General features: G+C 68.0%; 9 protein-coding genes and 2 pseudogenes. 5 read left to right on the plus strand and 6 right to left on the minus strand.

Features of this window, described 5'->3' with window-relative positions:
• Positions 1 to 89 precede the first annotated feature (89 nt).
• Complete coding sequence (locus PcP3B5_RS14595; RefSeq protein WP_009620390.1) at positions 90 to 425, plus strand: ribonuclease E inhibitor RraB; 336 nt, start codon at positions 90 to 92, stop codon at positions 423 to 425.
• 345 nt (positions 426 to 770) lie between these two features.
• Here PcP3B5_RS14595 and PcP3B5_RS14600 read toward each other — a convergent pair whose 3' ends face one another.
• The 6 genes from PcP3B5_RS14600 to pbpG all read right to left on the minus strand — a co-directional run bounded on the left by PcP3B5_RS14600 (position 771) and on the right by pbpG (position 9371).
• On the minus strand, positions 771 to 2723 hold the full coding sequence (locus tag PcP3B5_RS14600) for an acetoacetate--CoA ligase (RefSeq protein ID WP_061561674.1): 1953 nt from the start codon (positions 2721 to 2723) through the stop codon (positions 771 to 773).
• Between the two features lie 114 nt (positions 2724 to 2837).
• Positions 2838 to 3608: a 3-hydroxybutyrate dehydrogenase gene (locus tag PcP3B5_RS14605; protein WP_009622234.1), complete on the minus strand. Its 771-nt coding sequence runs from the start codon at positions 3606 to 3608 to the stop codon at positions 2838 to 2840.
• Between the two features lie 55 nt (positions 3609 to 3663).
• Entirely contained in the window at positions 3664 to 5055 is a 1392-nt protein-coding gene (locus PcP3B5_RS14610) for a GntP family permease (RefSeq protein WP_009622233.1), read from the minus strand.
• Positions 5056 to 5128: 73 nt separating this feature from the next.
• Complete coding sequence (locus PcP3B5_RS14615; RefSeq protein WP_061561675.1) at positions 5129 to 6394, minus strand: OprD family porin; 1266 nt, start codon at positions 6392 to 6394, stop codon at positions 5129 to 5131.
• Positions 6395 to 6691: 297 nt separating this feature from the next.
• Entirely contained in the window at positions 6692 to 8116 is a 1425-nt protein-coding gene (locus PcP3B5_RS14620; protein WP_061561676.1) for a sigma-54 interaction domain-containing protein, read from the minus strand.
• A gap of 340 nt (positions 8117 to 8456) precedes the next feature.
• Positions 8457 to 9371 carry a D-alanyl-D-alanine endopeptidase gene (gene pbpG / locus PcP3B5_RS14625; protein ID WP_061561677.1) on the minus strand — a complete coding sequence of 305 codons (915 nt, stop codon included), beginning with the start codon at positions 9369 to 9371 and terminating at the stop codon, positions 8457 to 8459.
• Between the two features lie 441 nt (positions 9372 to 9812).
• Between pbpG and PcP3B5_RS14630 the strand changes: the two genes are divergently transcribed.
• From PcP3B5_RS14630 to PcP3B5_RS32595, 4 genes and pseudogenes are all read left to right on the plus strand, one after another.
• Positions 9813 to 11483 carry an AMP-binding protein gene (locus PcP3B5_RS14630; protein ID WP_061561678.1) on the plus strand — a complete coding sequence of 557 codons (1671 nt, stop codon included), beginning with the start codon at positions 9813 to 9815 and terminating at the stop codon, positions 11481 to 11483.
• 15 nt (positions 11484 to 11498) lie between these two features.
• Positions 11499 to 12554: an AraC family transcriptional regulator gene (locus tag PcP3B5_RS14635; RefSeq protein ID WP_061561679.1), complete on the plus strand. Its 1056-nt coding sequence runs from the start codon at positions 11499 to 11501 to the stop codon at positions 12552 to 12554.
• A 206-nt stretch (positions 12555 to 12760) separates the two neighbouring features.
• Positions 12761 to 13822: pseudogene (locus PcP3B5_RS32590) on the plus strand (PDC sensor domain-containing protein); the annotation flags it as partial.
• Between the two features lie 381 nt (positions 13823 to 14203).
• Positions 14204 to 14728, plus strand: a pseudogene (locus tag PcP3B5_RS32595) (methyl-accepting chemotaxis protein); the annotation flags it as partial.
• Positions 14729 to 15261: the final 533 nt, after the last annotated feature.

Raw genomic sequence — 15261 nt, forward strand, 5'->3', positions numbered from 1 at the left:
CGCCCGATATTTCCGGCGCGGCCGCGCCAAGGCAGGTATCCTTGTCGGCAGGCGTCCGCCCGGATGCCCCTTTCTACTGGAGCTGTGACATGACCCGCGACAAGCAACTCTTCCCCGACGACGAGATCGGTGACGCCCTGTGGGCCCTGCAGGAAGATGGCGAGGACCTTTCGTTCGAGCGTGAGGTGGAATTCGCCGTGATCTTCCCGGAAGAGCAGGCGGCGCTGGATTTCGCCATCCTCCTGCTGCAGAACGGCCAGAAGGTGGCCTATTCCGAATACGACGGCGACCCGGCCAACCCCTGGCAGGTCCTGGCCTACCCGGTGATGGAGCCGACCCACGAGAGCATCAGCGGCTACGAGGAACTGCTGGCCGAGCATTCCGAACCGCTGGGCGGCAAGACCGACGGCTGGTCGGCGCTCTGAGGCGGGATGTGGTGGAAAAAGCCGGGGCAGGTCCCCGGCTTTTTTGTGGGCGCGGGATCTTATCCGCGATTGGGCATTACCTGTAGGAGCGGGCCCTGCCCGCGATTCGCGCGCAAGGCGCGCTCCTACAGGGGGATGGCGCGGGTGGGGTGGCGTAGGAGCGGATCTTATCCGCGAATCGCGCCGGGACGTCCGGTCATCGCGGACAAGGTCCGCTTACAGGTCGACGCCAAGCTTCCCGTGCGCGCCGAACGGCCCCCTCTCCCTCTGGGAGAGGGCTGGGGTGAGGGAACGGAATCACCCCGAACCCCAGCGGCTACCGGCCAACACCGTCGATTGCCCGCATCAGGATTTCAACTCCTCCAGCTCCCGATACAACTCCAGCGCCTGCGGGTTGGCCAGGGCGTCGGTGTTCTTCACCGGCCTGCCGTGCACCACGTTGCGTACCGCCAGCTCGACTATCTTGCCGCTGAGCGTGCGAGGGATGTCGGCCACCGCGATGATCTTCGCCGGTACGTGGCGCGGGGTGGTGTTGGCGCGGATGGTCCGGCGGATTTTCTCCTCTAGCGACTCGTCCAACTGCACGCCTTCGCGCAGGCGCACGAACAGCACCACGCGCACGTCGCCTTGCCAGTCCTGGCCGATGGCGATGGATTCCAGCACCTCGTCGACCTTCTCCACCTGGCGGTAGATTTCCGCCGTGCCGATGCGCACGCCGCCGGGGTTGAGCACGGCGTCGGAGCGGCCGTGGATCACCAGGCCGCCGTGGGCGGTTTCCTCGGCGTAGTCGCCGTGGGCCCAGATGCCGGGGAAGGTGGCGAAGTAGGCGTCGTGGAATTTCTCGCCCCGCGGGTCGTTCCAGAAGCCCACCGGGATCGACGGGAAGTGCCGGGTGCAGACCAGCTCGCCCTTGCCGCTGCGCAGGCGCCTGCCCTCGTCGTCCCAGACCTCCACCGCCATGCCCAGGCCCTTGCATTGCAGCTCGCCGCGCCACACCGGCGCCGTGGGGTTGCCCAGGGCGAAGCAGGAGACGATGTCGGTGCCGCCGGAGATGGACGACAGGCACAGGTCGGCCTTGATGTCGCGGTAGACGTAGTCGAAGCTCTCGTGGGCCAGCGGCGAGCCGGTGGAGAGCAGCGTCTGCAGGCTGTCCAGGCTATGCGTCTGCGCTGGCTTCACGCCGGCCTTTTCCAGCGCGGCGATGTACTTGGCGCTGGTGCCGAAGACCTTGATGGCCTCGGCGTCGACCAGGTCCATCAGCCGTTCCGGGCCGGGGTGGAAGGGCGAGCCGTCGTAGAGCACCAGGCTGGCGCCCACCGCCAGGCCCGAGACCAGCCAGTTCCACATCATCCAGCCGCAGGTGGTGTAGTAGAACAGCACGTCGCCGGAGTGCAGGTCGGTGTGCAGCGCGTGCTCCTTGAGGTGCTGCAGCAGCACGCCGCCGGTGGAGTGGACGATGCACTTGGGCACGCCGGTGGTGCCGCTGGAATAGAGGATGTACAGCGGATGGGCGAAGGGCACCGGGGTGAATTCGGGCTCGCCGCCGCTCTGGTAGAAGTCGTTCCACAGGGTAGTTAGAGCAACTGACTTGTAATCAGTTGGGCGAGCCTCTGGCCGCGCGTAGGGCACCACCACCAGTTGCTGCAGCGATGGCAGCTTTTCCAGTATCTCGTTGAGCTTGCCGGTCAGGTCCAGCACCTTGCCGGCGTAGCGGTAGCCGGCGCAGGCGATCAGCACCTTGGGCTCGATCTGGCCGAAGCGGTCGATCACCCCCTGGGTGCCGAAGTCCGGCGAGCAGCTCGACCAGGTGGCGCCCAGGCTGGTGGCGGCGAGCATGCCCACCAGAGTCTGCCAGGTATTGGGCATGAAAGCCGCCACGCGGTCGCCCACGCCCACCCCGGCAGCGCGCAGGCTGCGTTGCAGGCCGGCGACCTGGGCGGCCAGCTCGGCATGGCTGAGGCTTTCGCGGCTGCCGTCTTCGCCTATGGCCACCACTGCCGTGGCTTCGTCGCGGCGGCGCAGCAGGTGTTCGGCGAAGTTCAGGGTGGCGCCGGGGAACCAGCGCGCGTCGGGCATCCGCGGGCCTTCCTCCAGCACCGTGCGCGGCGGGCTGTGGAAGCGCACGTCGAAGCTGTCGACGATGGCCTGCCAGAAGGCCTCGCGGTGTTCGATGCTCCAGGCGTGCAGGGCGGGGTAGTCGGCTAGCGCCAGGCCATGGCGCTGGTTGACCTGCCGGCGGAAGGCGTCCATCCGGCTGGCGGCGATGCGTTCGGCGGAAGGGGTCCACAAGGGCTTCATAGGGGCGTCCGTCCATCCACTGCTTGTCCTGTCAGTGTGGCACGGGATTGCGACGTCTTCCGCCCGGCGACGATCCGGCGCTGGCCCCCGCCGGCTGGCGGCGGGGGCGGACGCTCACTGGGCGACCCAGCCGCCGTCCATGTTCCAGGCGGCGCCGCGCACCTGGGCGGCGGCCTCGCTGCAGAGGAACAGCGCCAGCTCGCCCAGTTGTTCGGGGGTGACGAACTCCAGGGACGGCTGCTTTTCCGCCAGCAGGTCGTGGCGCGCCTGCTCGGGGCTGGCGCCCTCGGCTATGCGCGCGTCTATCTGCTTCTGCACCAGCGGCGTCAGCACCCAGCCGGGGCAGATGGCGTTGCAGGTGATGGGCGTGGTGGCGGTTTCCAGGGCGACGCTCTTGGTCAGGCCGATCACCCCGTGCTTGGCGGCCACGTAGGCGCTCTTGCCGGCGGAGGCCACCAGGCCGTGGGTGGAGGCGACGTTGACGATGCGCCCCCAGTTGCGCCGGCGCATGCCCGGCAGCGCCAGGCGGGTGCTGTGGAACACCGCGGAGAGGTTGATGGCGATGATCGCGTTCCAGCGTTCCACCGGGAAGTCTTCCACGGCGTCCACGTGCTGGATGCCGGCGTTGTTGACCAGGATGTCCAGCGCGCCGAACTCGCGCTCGACGTAGGCGATCATCTCGGCGATCTGCGCCGGCTCGGCCATGTCCGCCGGGTGGTGGCCGATCCGCGTGCCGTGGCGGCCCAGCTCGGTCAGGGCGCCCTCGACATCGCCGAAGCCGTTGATCACCACCTGGGCGCCGGCCGCGGCCAGGCTGTGGGCGATGCCCAGGCCGATGCCGCTGGTGGCGCCGGTGACCAGCGCGATCTTGCCTTTGAGGTTCATGGTCGTTTCTCCTGCCTGTGGCGGCCCTCAGCGGGCCGCCGGGTGGTACTCGGCATCAAACGATGCCGGTTGCGTAGAAGGTAGCGATCACCACGAAGACCGCCAGGGTCTTGATCAGGGTGATGGCGAAAATGTCCTTGTAGGCCTCGCGGTGGGTCAGCCCGGTGACCGCCAGCAGGGTGATGACCGCGCCGTTGTGCGGCAGCGTGTCCATCCCGCCGCTGGCCATGGCGGCGACGCGGTGCAGCACCTCCAGGGGGATGTTGGCGGCATGGGCGGCGGCGATGAACTGCTCGGACATGGCCGCCAGGGCGATGCTCATGCCACCGGAGGCCGAGCCGGTGATGCCGGCCAGGGTGGTGACGGTGATGGCCTCGTTGACCAGCGGGTTGGGGATGCTCTTGAGCGCATCGGCCAGCACCAGGAAGCCCGGCAGCGAGGCGATGACCGCGCCGAAGCCGTATTCCGAGGCGGTGTTCATGGCCGCCAGCAGGGCGCCGGACACCGCGGTCTTGCTGCCTTCGGCGAGGCGGCTGCGGATCGCCCGGTAGCTGCTGACCAGTACCAGCAGGATGCCCAGCAGCAGCGCCGCCTGCACCGCCCAGATGCCGGTGAGCTTGCTCACGTCGCTGGCCACCGGCGCGGCCATGCCGGCCAGCTGCAGGCTGTGGGTCTTGCCGTAGAGCTGCGGAATCCAGTGGGTGAACAGCAGGTTGGCCACGCCCACCAGCACCAGCGGCGACAGCGCCAGCAGCGGGTGGGGCAGGGCGATGTCGCTGGCGGTTTCCGGCTCGTTGCGCAGCTCGTGGCCGTAGCCCTCGCCGGCGGCGCGGGCGCGTCCGGCCTGGCGGCGCAGGAACAGCATGCCGACGAAGAACACGAACAGGCTGCCGATCAGCCCCAGCCAGGGCGCGGCCCAGCCGTTGGTGCCGAAGAAGGCGGTGGGGATGATGTTCTGGATCTGCGGGGTGCCGGGCAGGGCGTCCATGGTGAAGCTGAAGGCGCCCAGGGCGATGGTCGCCGGGATCAGCCGCTTGGGGATGTCGCTCTGGCGGAACATCTCGGCGGCGAAGGGGTACACCGCGAACACCACCACGAACAGCGACACGCCGCCGTAGGTGAGCAGGGCGCACACCAGCACTATCACCAGCATGGCCTGGCGGGTGCCGAGCAGGCGGATGGCCGCCGCGACTATGGAGCGCGAGAAGCCCGACAGCTCGATGAGCTTGCCGAACACGGCGCCGAGCAGGAACACCGGGAAGTAGAGTTTGACGAAGCCGACCATCTTCTCCATGAACACGCCGGTGAAGGCCGGCGCCACCGCCGACGGGTCGGTGAGGAGCACGGCGAGCAGCGCCGCGATAGGGGCGAAGAGGATGACGCTGTAGCCGCGGTAGGCGGCCAGCATCAGCAGGGCGAGGGCGGCGAGGGCGATGACCACGCTCATGGGCAGTTCTCCTGGAGCCGCGCGGCGCCGTGGCCGCGCATGATTATTGTGATGGTGGCGCGAATGCCGGCGATTACCAGAGCGGCAGCACGTAGCTGAGGATCAGCCGGTTCTCGTCCAGGTCGTTGCCGAAGTGGCTGGAACGCACGGTAGCGTTGCGCCATTTGACGCCGAAGTTCTTCAGCGGGCCGCTCTGCACCACGTAGCCGATGTCCGTGTTGCGCTCCCACTCCTTGCCCTCCGGCTTGCCGGCGCCCAGCTCGATGTCGTCGCCGGACAGGTAGCGCGTCATGAAGGTCAGGCCGGGCACGCCCAGGGCGGCGAAGTCATAGTCGTAGCGTAGCTGCCAGGACTTCTCGTCGCGGTTGGCGAAGTCGCCGATCTGCACGAAGTTGACCAGGAAGGCGTCGGTGCCGCCGATGTAGGCGAAGCCGGTGTCGCCGTTCATGACCTGGTAGCCGGCGCCGAAGGCATGGCCGCCGAGGCTGTAGGTGAGCATGGCGCCGAAGGCGCGGTTGTCGACGTTGCTGTGGCCGTCGTCCTTGGAGCGGGCGAAGCGCAGGTCGGTCTTCAGCGATTGGCCTTCGGCGATGGGCAGCACGTGCAGCAGGTTGACGATGTGCTGGTCGTACAGGCCGTCGAGCCTGGCGTAGTTGTAGCCGGTGGTCAGCTGCGGCGTCCATTTGTAGCTCAGGCCGGCGAAGTCGAAGCGGTCGCTGTCGGCGCTGGCGACGATGCCGCGGGCGTTGCCGGTGGTGAGCGTCATGTCCTCGCTGTCGGAGGAATCGCGCTGGCTGACCTGGCGCAGGCGGCCGGCGTCGAAGGTCAGGCCGGCGAATTCGGCGGAATTCAGGTGCGCGCCCTGGAAGGTCTGCGGCAGCAGGCGCGAGTCGTTGGCCAGCACGCTGGGCAGCTTGGGCAGCAGGGTGCCGACCTTGAGCACGCTGTGGGAGGCGCGCAGCTTGGCGGTCAGGCCCAGCTCGCTGTAGTCGTCCTGGGCGCCGTGGACCTTCTCGCGATCGCGCGGCAGCAGGCCGGAGCCGGCGCGGTCGGGGCTGGAGTCGAGCTTCACGCCCAGCAGGCCGATGGCGTCGACGCCCACGCCTATGGTCCCCTCGGTGAAGCCGGATTCGTAGCGCAGCAGGAAGCCCTGCGCCCATTCCTCCTGTTTCGACTGGGGCGCGGCGTCCTGGCGGAAATCACGGTTGAAGTAGAAGTTGCGCAGTTCGAGGCTGGCCTTGCTGTCGGCGAGGAAATCGGCCTGGACGGGGAGCGCGATGCCGAGGGTGGAGCCCAGGGTGGCGAGGGCGACGGCATGGTTGAGCGGGGTTCTGCTCATGTTTGCTAGTACTCCTGGCGCGGCGCGGCGGCGAACCGGGGCGGGCCGTGGGCCCCATGGGTAACGTTCGTGCGCGGACGGCGTTGGTTGTTGTTATGTCGGCGTGCGGCGGATGGCCGCTCGGGCCGGATAGCGAGAACCGTGCCAGATGTTTAACTAGTTGATTTTAAAGGGATTTATTTTGGTTTGCGGAAAGCGTGCGCCGGGCTTTGTCTCCATTCGTGGACAAAGACGGTTGCCATGTACCTGAAGGCGCGTGGAATCCGGGTTGTCTCTGAATATAGAAAAGTCTCTGTTTCAGGACGAAAGGCCCAGGGCGGCCATCTTCTTGTACAGCGTCGAGCGGCCCAGCCCCAGGCGCCGCGCGGCCGCCTCGACGTTTCCGGCCTGTTCGGCCAGCACGTTGCTGATCAGCTCGCGTTCGAAGGCCTCGCGCGCGGCGTAGAAGTCCTGGCCCTCGGCCAGGCTGGCGCGGTTGCCGTCCGCCTGCGCCGGCGGCGCCTGCAGCGGGCCGAGGGCGGTGCGCAGGGCCTGGGCGTCCAGTTGCGCCCGGTCGTTGAGCAGCACGGTGCGCTCCAGCAGGTTGCGCAGTTCGCGCACGTTGCCCGGCCAGGCGTGGCGGCGCAGCAGGGCGAGGGCGTCGGCGTCCAGCTCGTAGAGGGCGTGGTTGTCCTCGCGCAGGTCGTCGAGGATCGCCTCGCACAGCGCCGGCAGGTCCTCCAGGCGCTCGCGCAGCGGCGGTATCCCGATGGGCACCACGTTGATGCGGTAGTACAGGTCGGCGCGGAAGCGGCCCTCGCGCACGGCCTTGTCCAGGTCGATGGAGGTGGCTGCGATCAGCCGCACGTCGCTGCGCAGCACTTCGTTGGAGCCCACCGGTTCGAATTCCTTCTCCTGCAGCACGCGCAGCAGTTTGCTCTGCAGCGGCAGGGGCATGTCGCCGATCTCGTCGAGGAACAGGGTGCCGCCCTGGGCGATCTGCAGCTTGCCCGGGCGGCCCTTGCGGTCGGCGCCGGTGAAGGCGCCCGGCGCGGTGCCGAAGAATTCCGCCTCCAGCAGGGTTTCCGGAATGGCCGCGGCGTTGATGCTGACGAAGGCCTTGCCGGCCCGCGCCGAGGCGCTGTGGATGGCGTGGGCGAGCAGCTCCTTGCCGGTGCCGGTCTCGCCCAGCAGCAGCACCGGCGCCTCGCTGGTGGCGGCGCGGCGGGCGCGGCGCTTGACCTCCAGGCTGGCGCTGCCGTTGCCGATGAAGTGCGCCAGGCTGTACTTGGCCTGGCGCGCCTGCAGCAGCGAGCGGGTTGAGGCCAGTTCCTGGCGCATGCGCTGGTAGCGGCTGAGCAGCGGCGACAGCGAGCGCAGCTCGTCGAACAGGGCAAAGCCGATGGCGCCGATGACCTGCCCGGCGTCGTCGCGGATCGGCATGCGCATCACCACCAGCGGGTCGCGCGGCATGTCGAGGATGTCCAGCAGCATCGGCCGGCCACTGCGCACCACCTCGCGCATCAGGCTGCCGGGGATCACGCTCTCCACTGGCCGGCCGACGGCCTGCTCGGCCTCGTCCAGGCCGAAGCGCTGGGCGTAGCGCTGGTTGATCCAGACGATATTGGCGTCGCGGTCGACGATCACGGTGCCCTCGCTGAACTGCTCGAAGATTTCGAACAGCGAGCGGATCGCCAACTGGCGGACGCTCTGGTAGTCCGTGAGGGGAGAGTTGTCGTGCATGGGCGGCCTGGTGCTTGGGGGCTTTGAGCGGGCACTGTACCGGGATGTGGGAGGTGGGTCAGTAGGGAAGGGGGAGAAAGCGGGAGTGGAGTATGGGGTGGGTTCTGGTGTGGCGGCGGAGTCCGCAACCCTCTCCCCAGCCCTCGGCTGCGCGCCCCGCCCTGAAGGGAGAGGGGGCTAGTCCGTGCCGAGAGAAGAAAGGGTTTCAGCCGGAAACCTCCAGCGTTGCCGGCGAACTCCGAAATACCCGAGCACACCGAACGGTCCCCTCTCCCTTCAGGGAGAGGGTTAGGGAGAGGGCGCTCTCACCCCCGAACACCCAAGCCCCCGGTAAACACCATCACTCCGCCGCCTGCATCCCCTGCGTCTGCTTCGCCTGCTTGTAACGCAGCGCCACCGCCGGCACCGGCGAGGCCTTGCCGGTTTCCACCCAGCGGCGGATGCGCGCGGCGTCGGCCACGTGGGTGCGCTTGCCGAAGGCGTCGAGCAGGGCCAGGGCCACCGGGCGGCCGTTCATCACCGTGACCATCACCAGGCAATGCCCGGCCTGGTTGGTGAAGCCGGTCTTGGTCAGGCGGATGTCCCACTTGCCGGCGCGCACCAGCGGGTTGGTGTTGAAGAAGCTCAGCGCGTAGTTCGGGTGGCTGAAACGCGCGTCCTTGGTCGCGGTGGTGCTCAGCTCGCGGATCAGCGGGTACTGGTAGGCGGCCTTGACCAGGCGGATCAGGTCATGGGCGGTGGAAGTGTTGTCGATCGACAGGCCGGTGGGCTCGACGTAATGGGTGTGCAGCATGCCCAGGGACTTCGCCTTGGCGTTCATCGCCTTGACGAAGGCCACGCTGCCGCCCGGGTAGTGGTGGGCCAGGCTGGCGGCGGCGCGGTTTTCCGAGGACATCAGCGCCAGCAGCAGCATCTGCCGGCGGTCGATGCGGCTGCCCAGGTGCACGCGGGAGAACACGCCCTTCATCTCGGCGGTCTCGGAGATGTCCACGTCGATCTGCTCGTCCAGCGGCAGCTTGGCGTCGAGCACCACCATGGCGGTCATCAGCTTGGTCACCGAGGCGATCGGGCGGACCATGTCGGGGTTGCTGGAATACACGACCTTGTCGGAGTTCAGGTCCACCACCAGGGCGCTGCCGGAGGCCAGGACCAACTGGCTGGGGGTGACTTCCGCCTTGCTGGCGGCGAGGGCGGGCAGGGCGAAGGCAAAGGTACAGGTGAAGAAAAGGCCCAGGATCGAACGACGAATGTTCATGGATGTGATTCGCACAAGTGGGAGGGTCTACATCCATGTAGGCAATTTCCCAGAATTCTAATCCATGACCGGTGAGCGTGCATCAGCCTGGCAGCGGGCCAGGGGAAAGAATTTCAAGGGCTTGCAGGCACAAGTGCGTGTATCACTTTGAAAGCGCAGCGGCGGGAATGAGAAAGTGTCTCGCCAAGTGTTGCGAAATGCGAATCCCGCGCCCGGGTGTCGGCTGTCGGATTATTCCAAGTGTCTGATTCTCAAGGTGTTGTACTTCTGTGGCATGAAGCTTGACTGGCTAAGCTGTAGAGAACGAGGCGGATTGCGGGCTTGCGTTTACCTTTACGTTAACGTAAAGATGCTCCGCGAGCCGCCGACCGGCCGGTCATGCCCATGCCTGTGGGCCCGGTCGTGAGCCCAGTCCCAGAACAAGCACAACAAGGGAACGCCATGAACCACCCGAGCTATACCCGTGGCCGCCAGGACAAGCCGCTGCTGGCCATGACCATAGGCGCTGCCTTCGACGACACCGCCAGCCGCTTCGCCGACCGCGAAGCGCTGGTGGTGCGGCACCAGAACCTGCGCTACACCTGGGCCCAGCTGGCCGAGGTGGTGAACGCCACGGCCCGCGCCTTCCTCGCCCTGGGCCTGCGCCAGGGCGACCGCCTGGGCATCTGGGCGCCGAACTGCGCGCAGTGGTGCATCACCCAGTTCGCCAGCGCCAAGATCGGCGCCGTGCTGGTCAACATCAACCCGGCCTACCGCGCCAACGAGCTGGAATATGCACTGAAGCAGTCCGGCTGCCGCTGGCTGGTGTGCGCCGACGCCTTCAAGACCTCCGACTACCACGGCATGCTCGCCGAGCTGCTGCCGGAGCTGCGCGACTGCCGCCCGGGCGAGCTGAACAGCGCGCGCCTGCCGGAGCTGAATGGGGTGGTCAGCCTGGCCGCCCAGGCCCCCGCCGGGTTCCTCCGCTGGGACCAGCTGGAAGGCATAGGCGCCTCGGTATCCGCCGAGGAACTGGCGCAGCGCCAGGCGCTGCTGCAGTTCGACGAGCCGATCAACATCCAGTACACCTCCGGCACCACCGGCTTCCCCAAGGGCGCCACCCTCAGCCACTACAACATCCTCAACAACGGCTACATGGTCGGCGAGAGCATCGGCCTCACCGAGCACGACCGCCTGGTGATCCCGGTGCCGCTGTACCACTGCTTCGGCATGGTGATGGGCAACCTCGGCTGCATGACCCACGGCGCCACCATGATCTACCCAGCGCCCAGCTTCGAGCCGGAAGCGACCCTCGCTGCCGTGGCCGAGGAACGCGCCACCGCGCTGTACGGCGTGCCCACCATGTTCATCGCCGAGCTGGACCACCCGCGCCGCGCCGAATTCGACCTGTCCAGCCTGCGCACCGGGATCATGGCCGGCGCCACCTGCCCGATCGAGGTGATGCGCCGGGTCATCAATGAAATGCACATGGCCGAGGTGCAGATCGCCTACGGCATGACCGAGACCAGCCCGGTGTCGCTGCAGACCGGCCCGGACGACGAGCTGGAAATCCGCGTGACCACCGTCGGCCGCACCCAGCCGCAGCTGGAGAGCAAGATCATCGACGGCGACGGCCGCATCGTCCCGCGCGGCACCATCGGCGAGCTGTGCACCCGCGGCTACAGCGTGATGCTCGGCTACTGGAACAACCCCCAGGCCACGGCCGAGGCCATCAGCCCGGCGCGCTGGATGCTCACCGGCGACCTGGCGGTGATGGACGAGGCGGGCAACGTGCGCATCGTCGGGCGCAGCAAGGACATGATCATCCGCGGCGGCGAGAACATCTATCCGCGCGAGATCGAGGAATTCCTCTACACCCACCACGCCGTGGCCGACGCCCAGGTGATCGGCATCCCCGACGACAAGTACGGCGAGGAGCTGGTGGCCTGGGTCAAGTTCCATCCCGGCCACGGCGTCGACGAGGAGGAACTGCGGGCCTTCTGCAAGGCGCGCATAGCCCACTTCAAGGTGCCGCGCTACTTCCGCTTCTGCGACGAGTTCCCGATGACGGTGACCGGCAAGATCCAGAAGTTCCGCATGCGCGAGATCAGCATCGAGGAACTGCGTGGCTGACAGACGCGAGGCGCCATGCCGGTAGAGAAGGGCACCATCTCCATCCGCCTGGTCAACGAGGCCCTGGCCGAACCCGTTCGCCAGGGCCTCGACGCGTCCGTGCTGCTGGCTGCGGCGGGCATCGCCGGCGAACTCGTCGGCAAGCCTTACGCGCGGGTGCCGATCCAGGCCTATTCGCGGCTCTGGCTGCGCCTGGCGAAGGCGCTGGACGACGAATTCTTCGCCATGAACCCGCGGCGGATGAAGTCCGGCAGCTTCAACTTCATGGCCCGCACGGCGATCCACGAAGCGACCCTGGAGGCCGCGCTGGAGCGCGCCCTGGCCTTCCTCGGCCTGGTCTTCGACGGCCTGCAGCCGCGCCTGGTGAGCCAGGACGGGGTGGCCGCCATCCAGCTCGACGAGGGCGCGGCGCCGCCGCAGCGGGCCTTCTGCTACTTCACCCTGTACCTGATGGTGCACGGCCTGGCCTGCTGGCTGGTGGGCCGGCGCATCCCCATCCTCGCCATCGACCTGCGCAGCCCGCAGCCGGACTACATCGAGGACTACCGGGTGATGTTCAGCGACAACCTGCGCTTCGCCCGCCGGCAGACGCGCCTGCTGTTCAACGCCGAGGCCCTGGCCCTGCCGGTGCGCCGCGACGAACGCGAGCTGCGGCGCTTCCTGGTCGGCGCCCCGGCCAACATCCTGGTGCGCTACCGCGACCCGCAAAGCCTGGCGGCGCGCATCAAGGCCTACCTGCGCAGCCAGCGCTGCGAGCGCTGGCCGGACCTGGAGGCGCTGGGCAGCCACTTCTACATGGCGTCCTCGACGCTGCGCCGCAAGCTCGCCGCCGAAGGCCAGTCGTACCAGGCGCTGAAGGACCAGCTGCGCCGCGACCTGGCCATCGCCCGCCTGGACGCCGGCGAAGGCAACTTCGCCGAACTGGCCGAGGAACTCGGCTTCGCCGACACCAGCGCCTTCTACAAGGCCTTCCGCAAGTGGACCGGCTCCACCCCCGGCCAGTACCGCGCGCTGATGCAGCAGGAAAACGACTGGCCCGACGCCTGCAGAAATCCTCCGCCAGGCCGATAGCCTGGGGCACTCCCACGTTCCTAGGACCTCCGCCCATGTTCCTGACGCGCCTTTCGATCCAGTGGAAGATCACCCTGCTGGCCGGCCTCTGCCTGTTGTGCACCGTGGCTTTGCTGGTGGGCAGCTCGCTGCTGCGCATGAACCACAACCTGCAACTGGTGAAGACGGCCAACGCACAGATGCTCGAGGACGCGGCCCAGGCGCGCATGCAGGCGCGGGCCGAGCAGCAGGCGGAGACCATCCAGCGCTTCTTCACCGACGTCTACCACTTCGGCGACCAGTTCAGCCGCCAGGTCGCCCAGTTGCGCGCCCAGAGCGCCCGGCACGGCGTCGATGCGCAGGTGCTGCGCGAAGACCTGGTGAAGCTGGTGCACGATGGCCTGAAGTCCAACCCGACGCTGCTCAGCCTCTACGTGGTGTTCGAGCCCGAGGCCCTCGACGGCCAGGACGCCCGCTTCGCCGGCCAGGAAGCCTTGGGCAGCAACGAGAAGGGCCGCTTCGGCGCCTACTGGGCGCAGAAGGCCAGCGGCGACAGCAGCCTGGCGGTGACCGAGGCGATGATCGCCGACACCACCGCGATGCTCGACGGCACCCCGTTCAACACCTGGTACCAGTGCCCGAAGCAGAACTTGCGGCCCTGCGTGCTCAACCCGTACTTCGACGACGCCTCCGGCCAGCGCGTGCTGATGACCACCGTGGTGTTCCCGCTGATGGAGAACGGCAAGCTGCTGGCCGTGGTCGGCGCCGACATCAGCCTGAGCCGCCTGCAGCAACTGGCCCTGGACGGCGACCGCGCGCTCTACGACGGCCAGGGCGCCATCCGCATCCTCAGCCCGGCCGGGCTGCTGGCCGGCGACAGCCAGGACGCCAACCAGCTCGGCCAGCCGCTGGCCAAGTCGGTGGCCAACGCCGCCGAACTGCTCGCCGTGCAGGCCGCCGGCACGCCCAGGGCGCTGATGGGCGAGGACAAGCTGCAGGTGGTCGAGCCGCTGCAGGCCATCCCCGATTCGAAGAACTGGGGCGTGCTGCTGGAAGTGCCGCGCGCGGTGCTGCTGGAGCCGTCGCTGAAGCTGCAGGGTGAGCTGGATGCGCGCAACCTCAGCGGCGCGCTCTGGGAAACCGCCTTCGGCGTCGGCCTGGCGCTGGTGGTGCTGGTCCTGCTGTGGCTGACCGCCCGCGGCGTGACGCGCCCGATCCTCGGCGTGGCCGGCATGCTGCGCGACATCGCCAGCGGCGAGGGCGACCTGACCCAGCGCCTGAAATACCAGGGCCAGGACGAACTCGGCGAGCTGGCCGGCTGGTTCAACCGCTTCCTCGACAAGCTGCAGCCGATCATCCGCGACGTGAAATCCTCGGTGCAGGACGCCCGCGCCACCGCCGACCAGTCCGCCGCGCTGTCGACCCAGACCAGCGCCGGCATGCAGCAGCAGTTCCGCGAGATCGAGCAGGTGGCCACCGCCTCCCAGGAAATGAGCGCCACCGCCCACGACGTGGCCAACAGCGCGGCCATGGCCGCCGACGCCGCCCGCGGGGCCGACGGCGCCACCCGCGACGGCCTGGCGGTGATCGACCAGACCACCCGCGCCATCGACGAACTGGCCCGCGACATGAGCCAGGCCATGACCCAGGTCGAGGGCCTGGCGGCCAGCAGCGAGCAGATCGGCTCGGTGCTGGAAGTGATCCGCGCCATCGCCGAGCAGACCAACCTGCTGGCCCTCAACGCCGCCATCGAAGCGGCCCGCGCCGGCGAGGCCGGGCGCGGTTTCGCGGTAGTGGCCGACGAAGTGCGCAACCTGGCCAAGCGCACCCAGGACTCGGTGGAAGAAATCCGCCAGGTGATCGAAGGCCTGCAGAACGGCACCCGCGAGGTGGTCCATGCCATGCACAGCAGCCACCAGCAGGCCCAGGGCAGCGTCAGCCAGGTCGAGCAGGCGGTGGCCGCGCTGCGCCGCATTGGCGAAGCGGTGGGGGTGATCAACGACATGAACCTGCAGATCGCCAGCGCCGCCGAGGAACAGAGTGCGGTGGCCGAGGAGATCAACCGCAACGTGGCGGGCATCCGCGACGTGACCGAATCGCTGTCCGGCCAGGCCCAGGAGTCGGCGCAGATCAGCCAGTCGCTGAACGACCTGGCGAATCACCAGCAGGGGTTGATGGGGCAATTCCGGGTGTGATCGGCGGGCTCCCATACACCCGTAGGATGGCGTTGAGCGAAGCGATGCCCATCACCACGGCCGCATGGGTTTCGCAAGCTCAACCCATCCTACGAAGAGCGCCTCGGCGCAGGGGCGTAGGGCGCATAACCGTTCGCGTTTATCCGCCGCTGGCCGAAACACCGATGCCTCGGTCCCACACACAACCCCCGTAGGATGGCGTTGAGCGAAGCGATACCCATCACCCCGCCCGCATGGGTTTCGCAAGCTCAACCCATCCTACGAAGAGCGCCTCGGCGCAGGGACGTAGGGCGCATAACCGTTCGCGGTTATCCGCCGCTGGCCGGAGCACCAATGCCCCGGTCCACACACCCGTAGGATGGCGTTGAGCGAAGCGATACCCATCACCGCGGCCGCATGGGTTTCGCAAGCTCAACCCATCCTACGAAGAGCGCCTCGGCGCAGGGACGTAGGGCGCATAACCGTTCGCGGTTATGCGCCGCTGGCCGGAACACCGATACCTCCGCCCCACACACAACCCCCGTAGGATGGCG

Origin of the sequence: Pseudomonas citronellolis (genome assembly GCF_001586155.1) — a bacterium.
GTDB classification, from domain to species: domain Bacteria; phylum Pseudomonadota; class Gammaproteobacteria; order Pseudomonadales; family Pseudomonadaceae; genus Pseudomonas; species Pseudomonas citronellolis.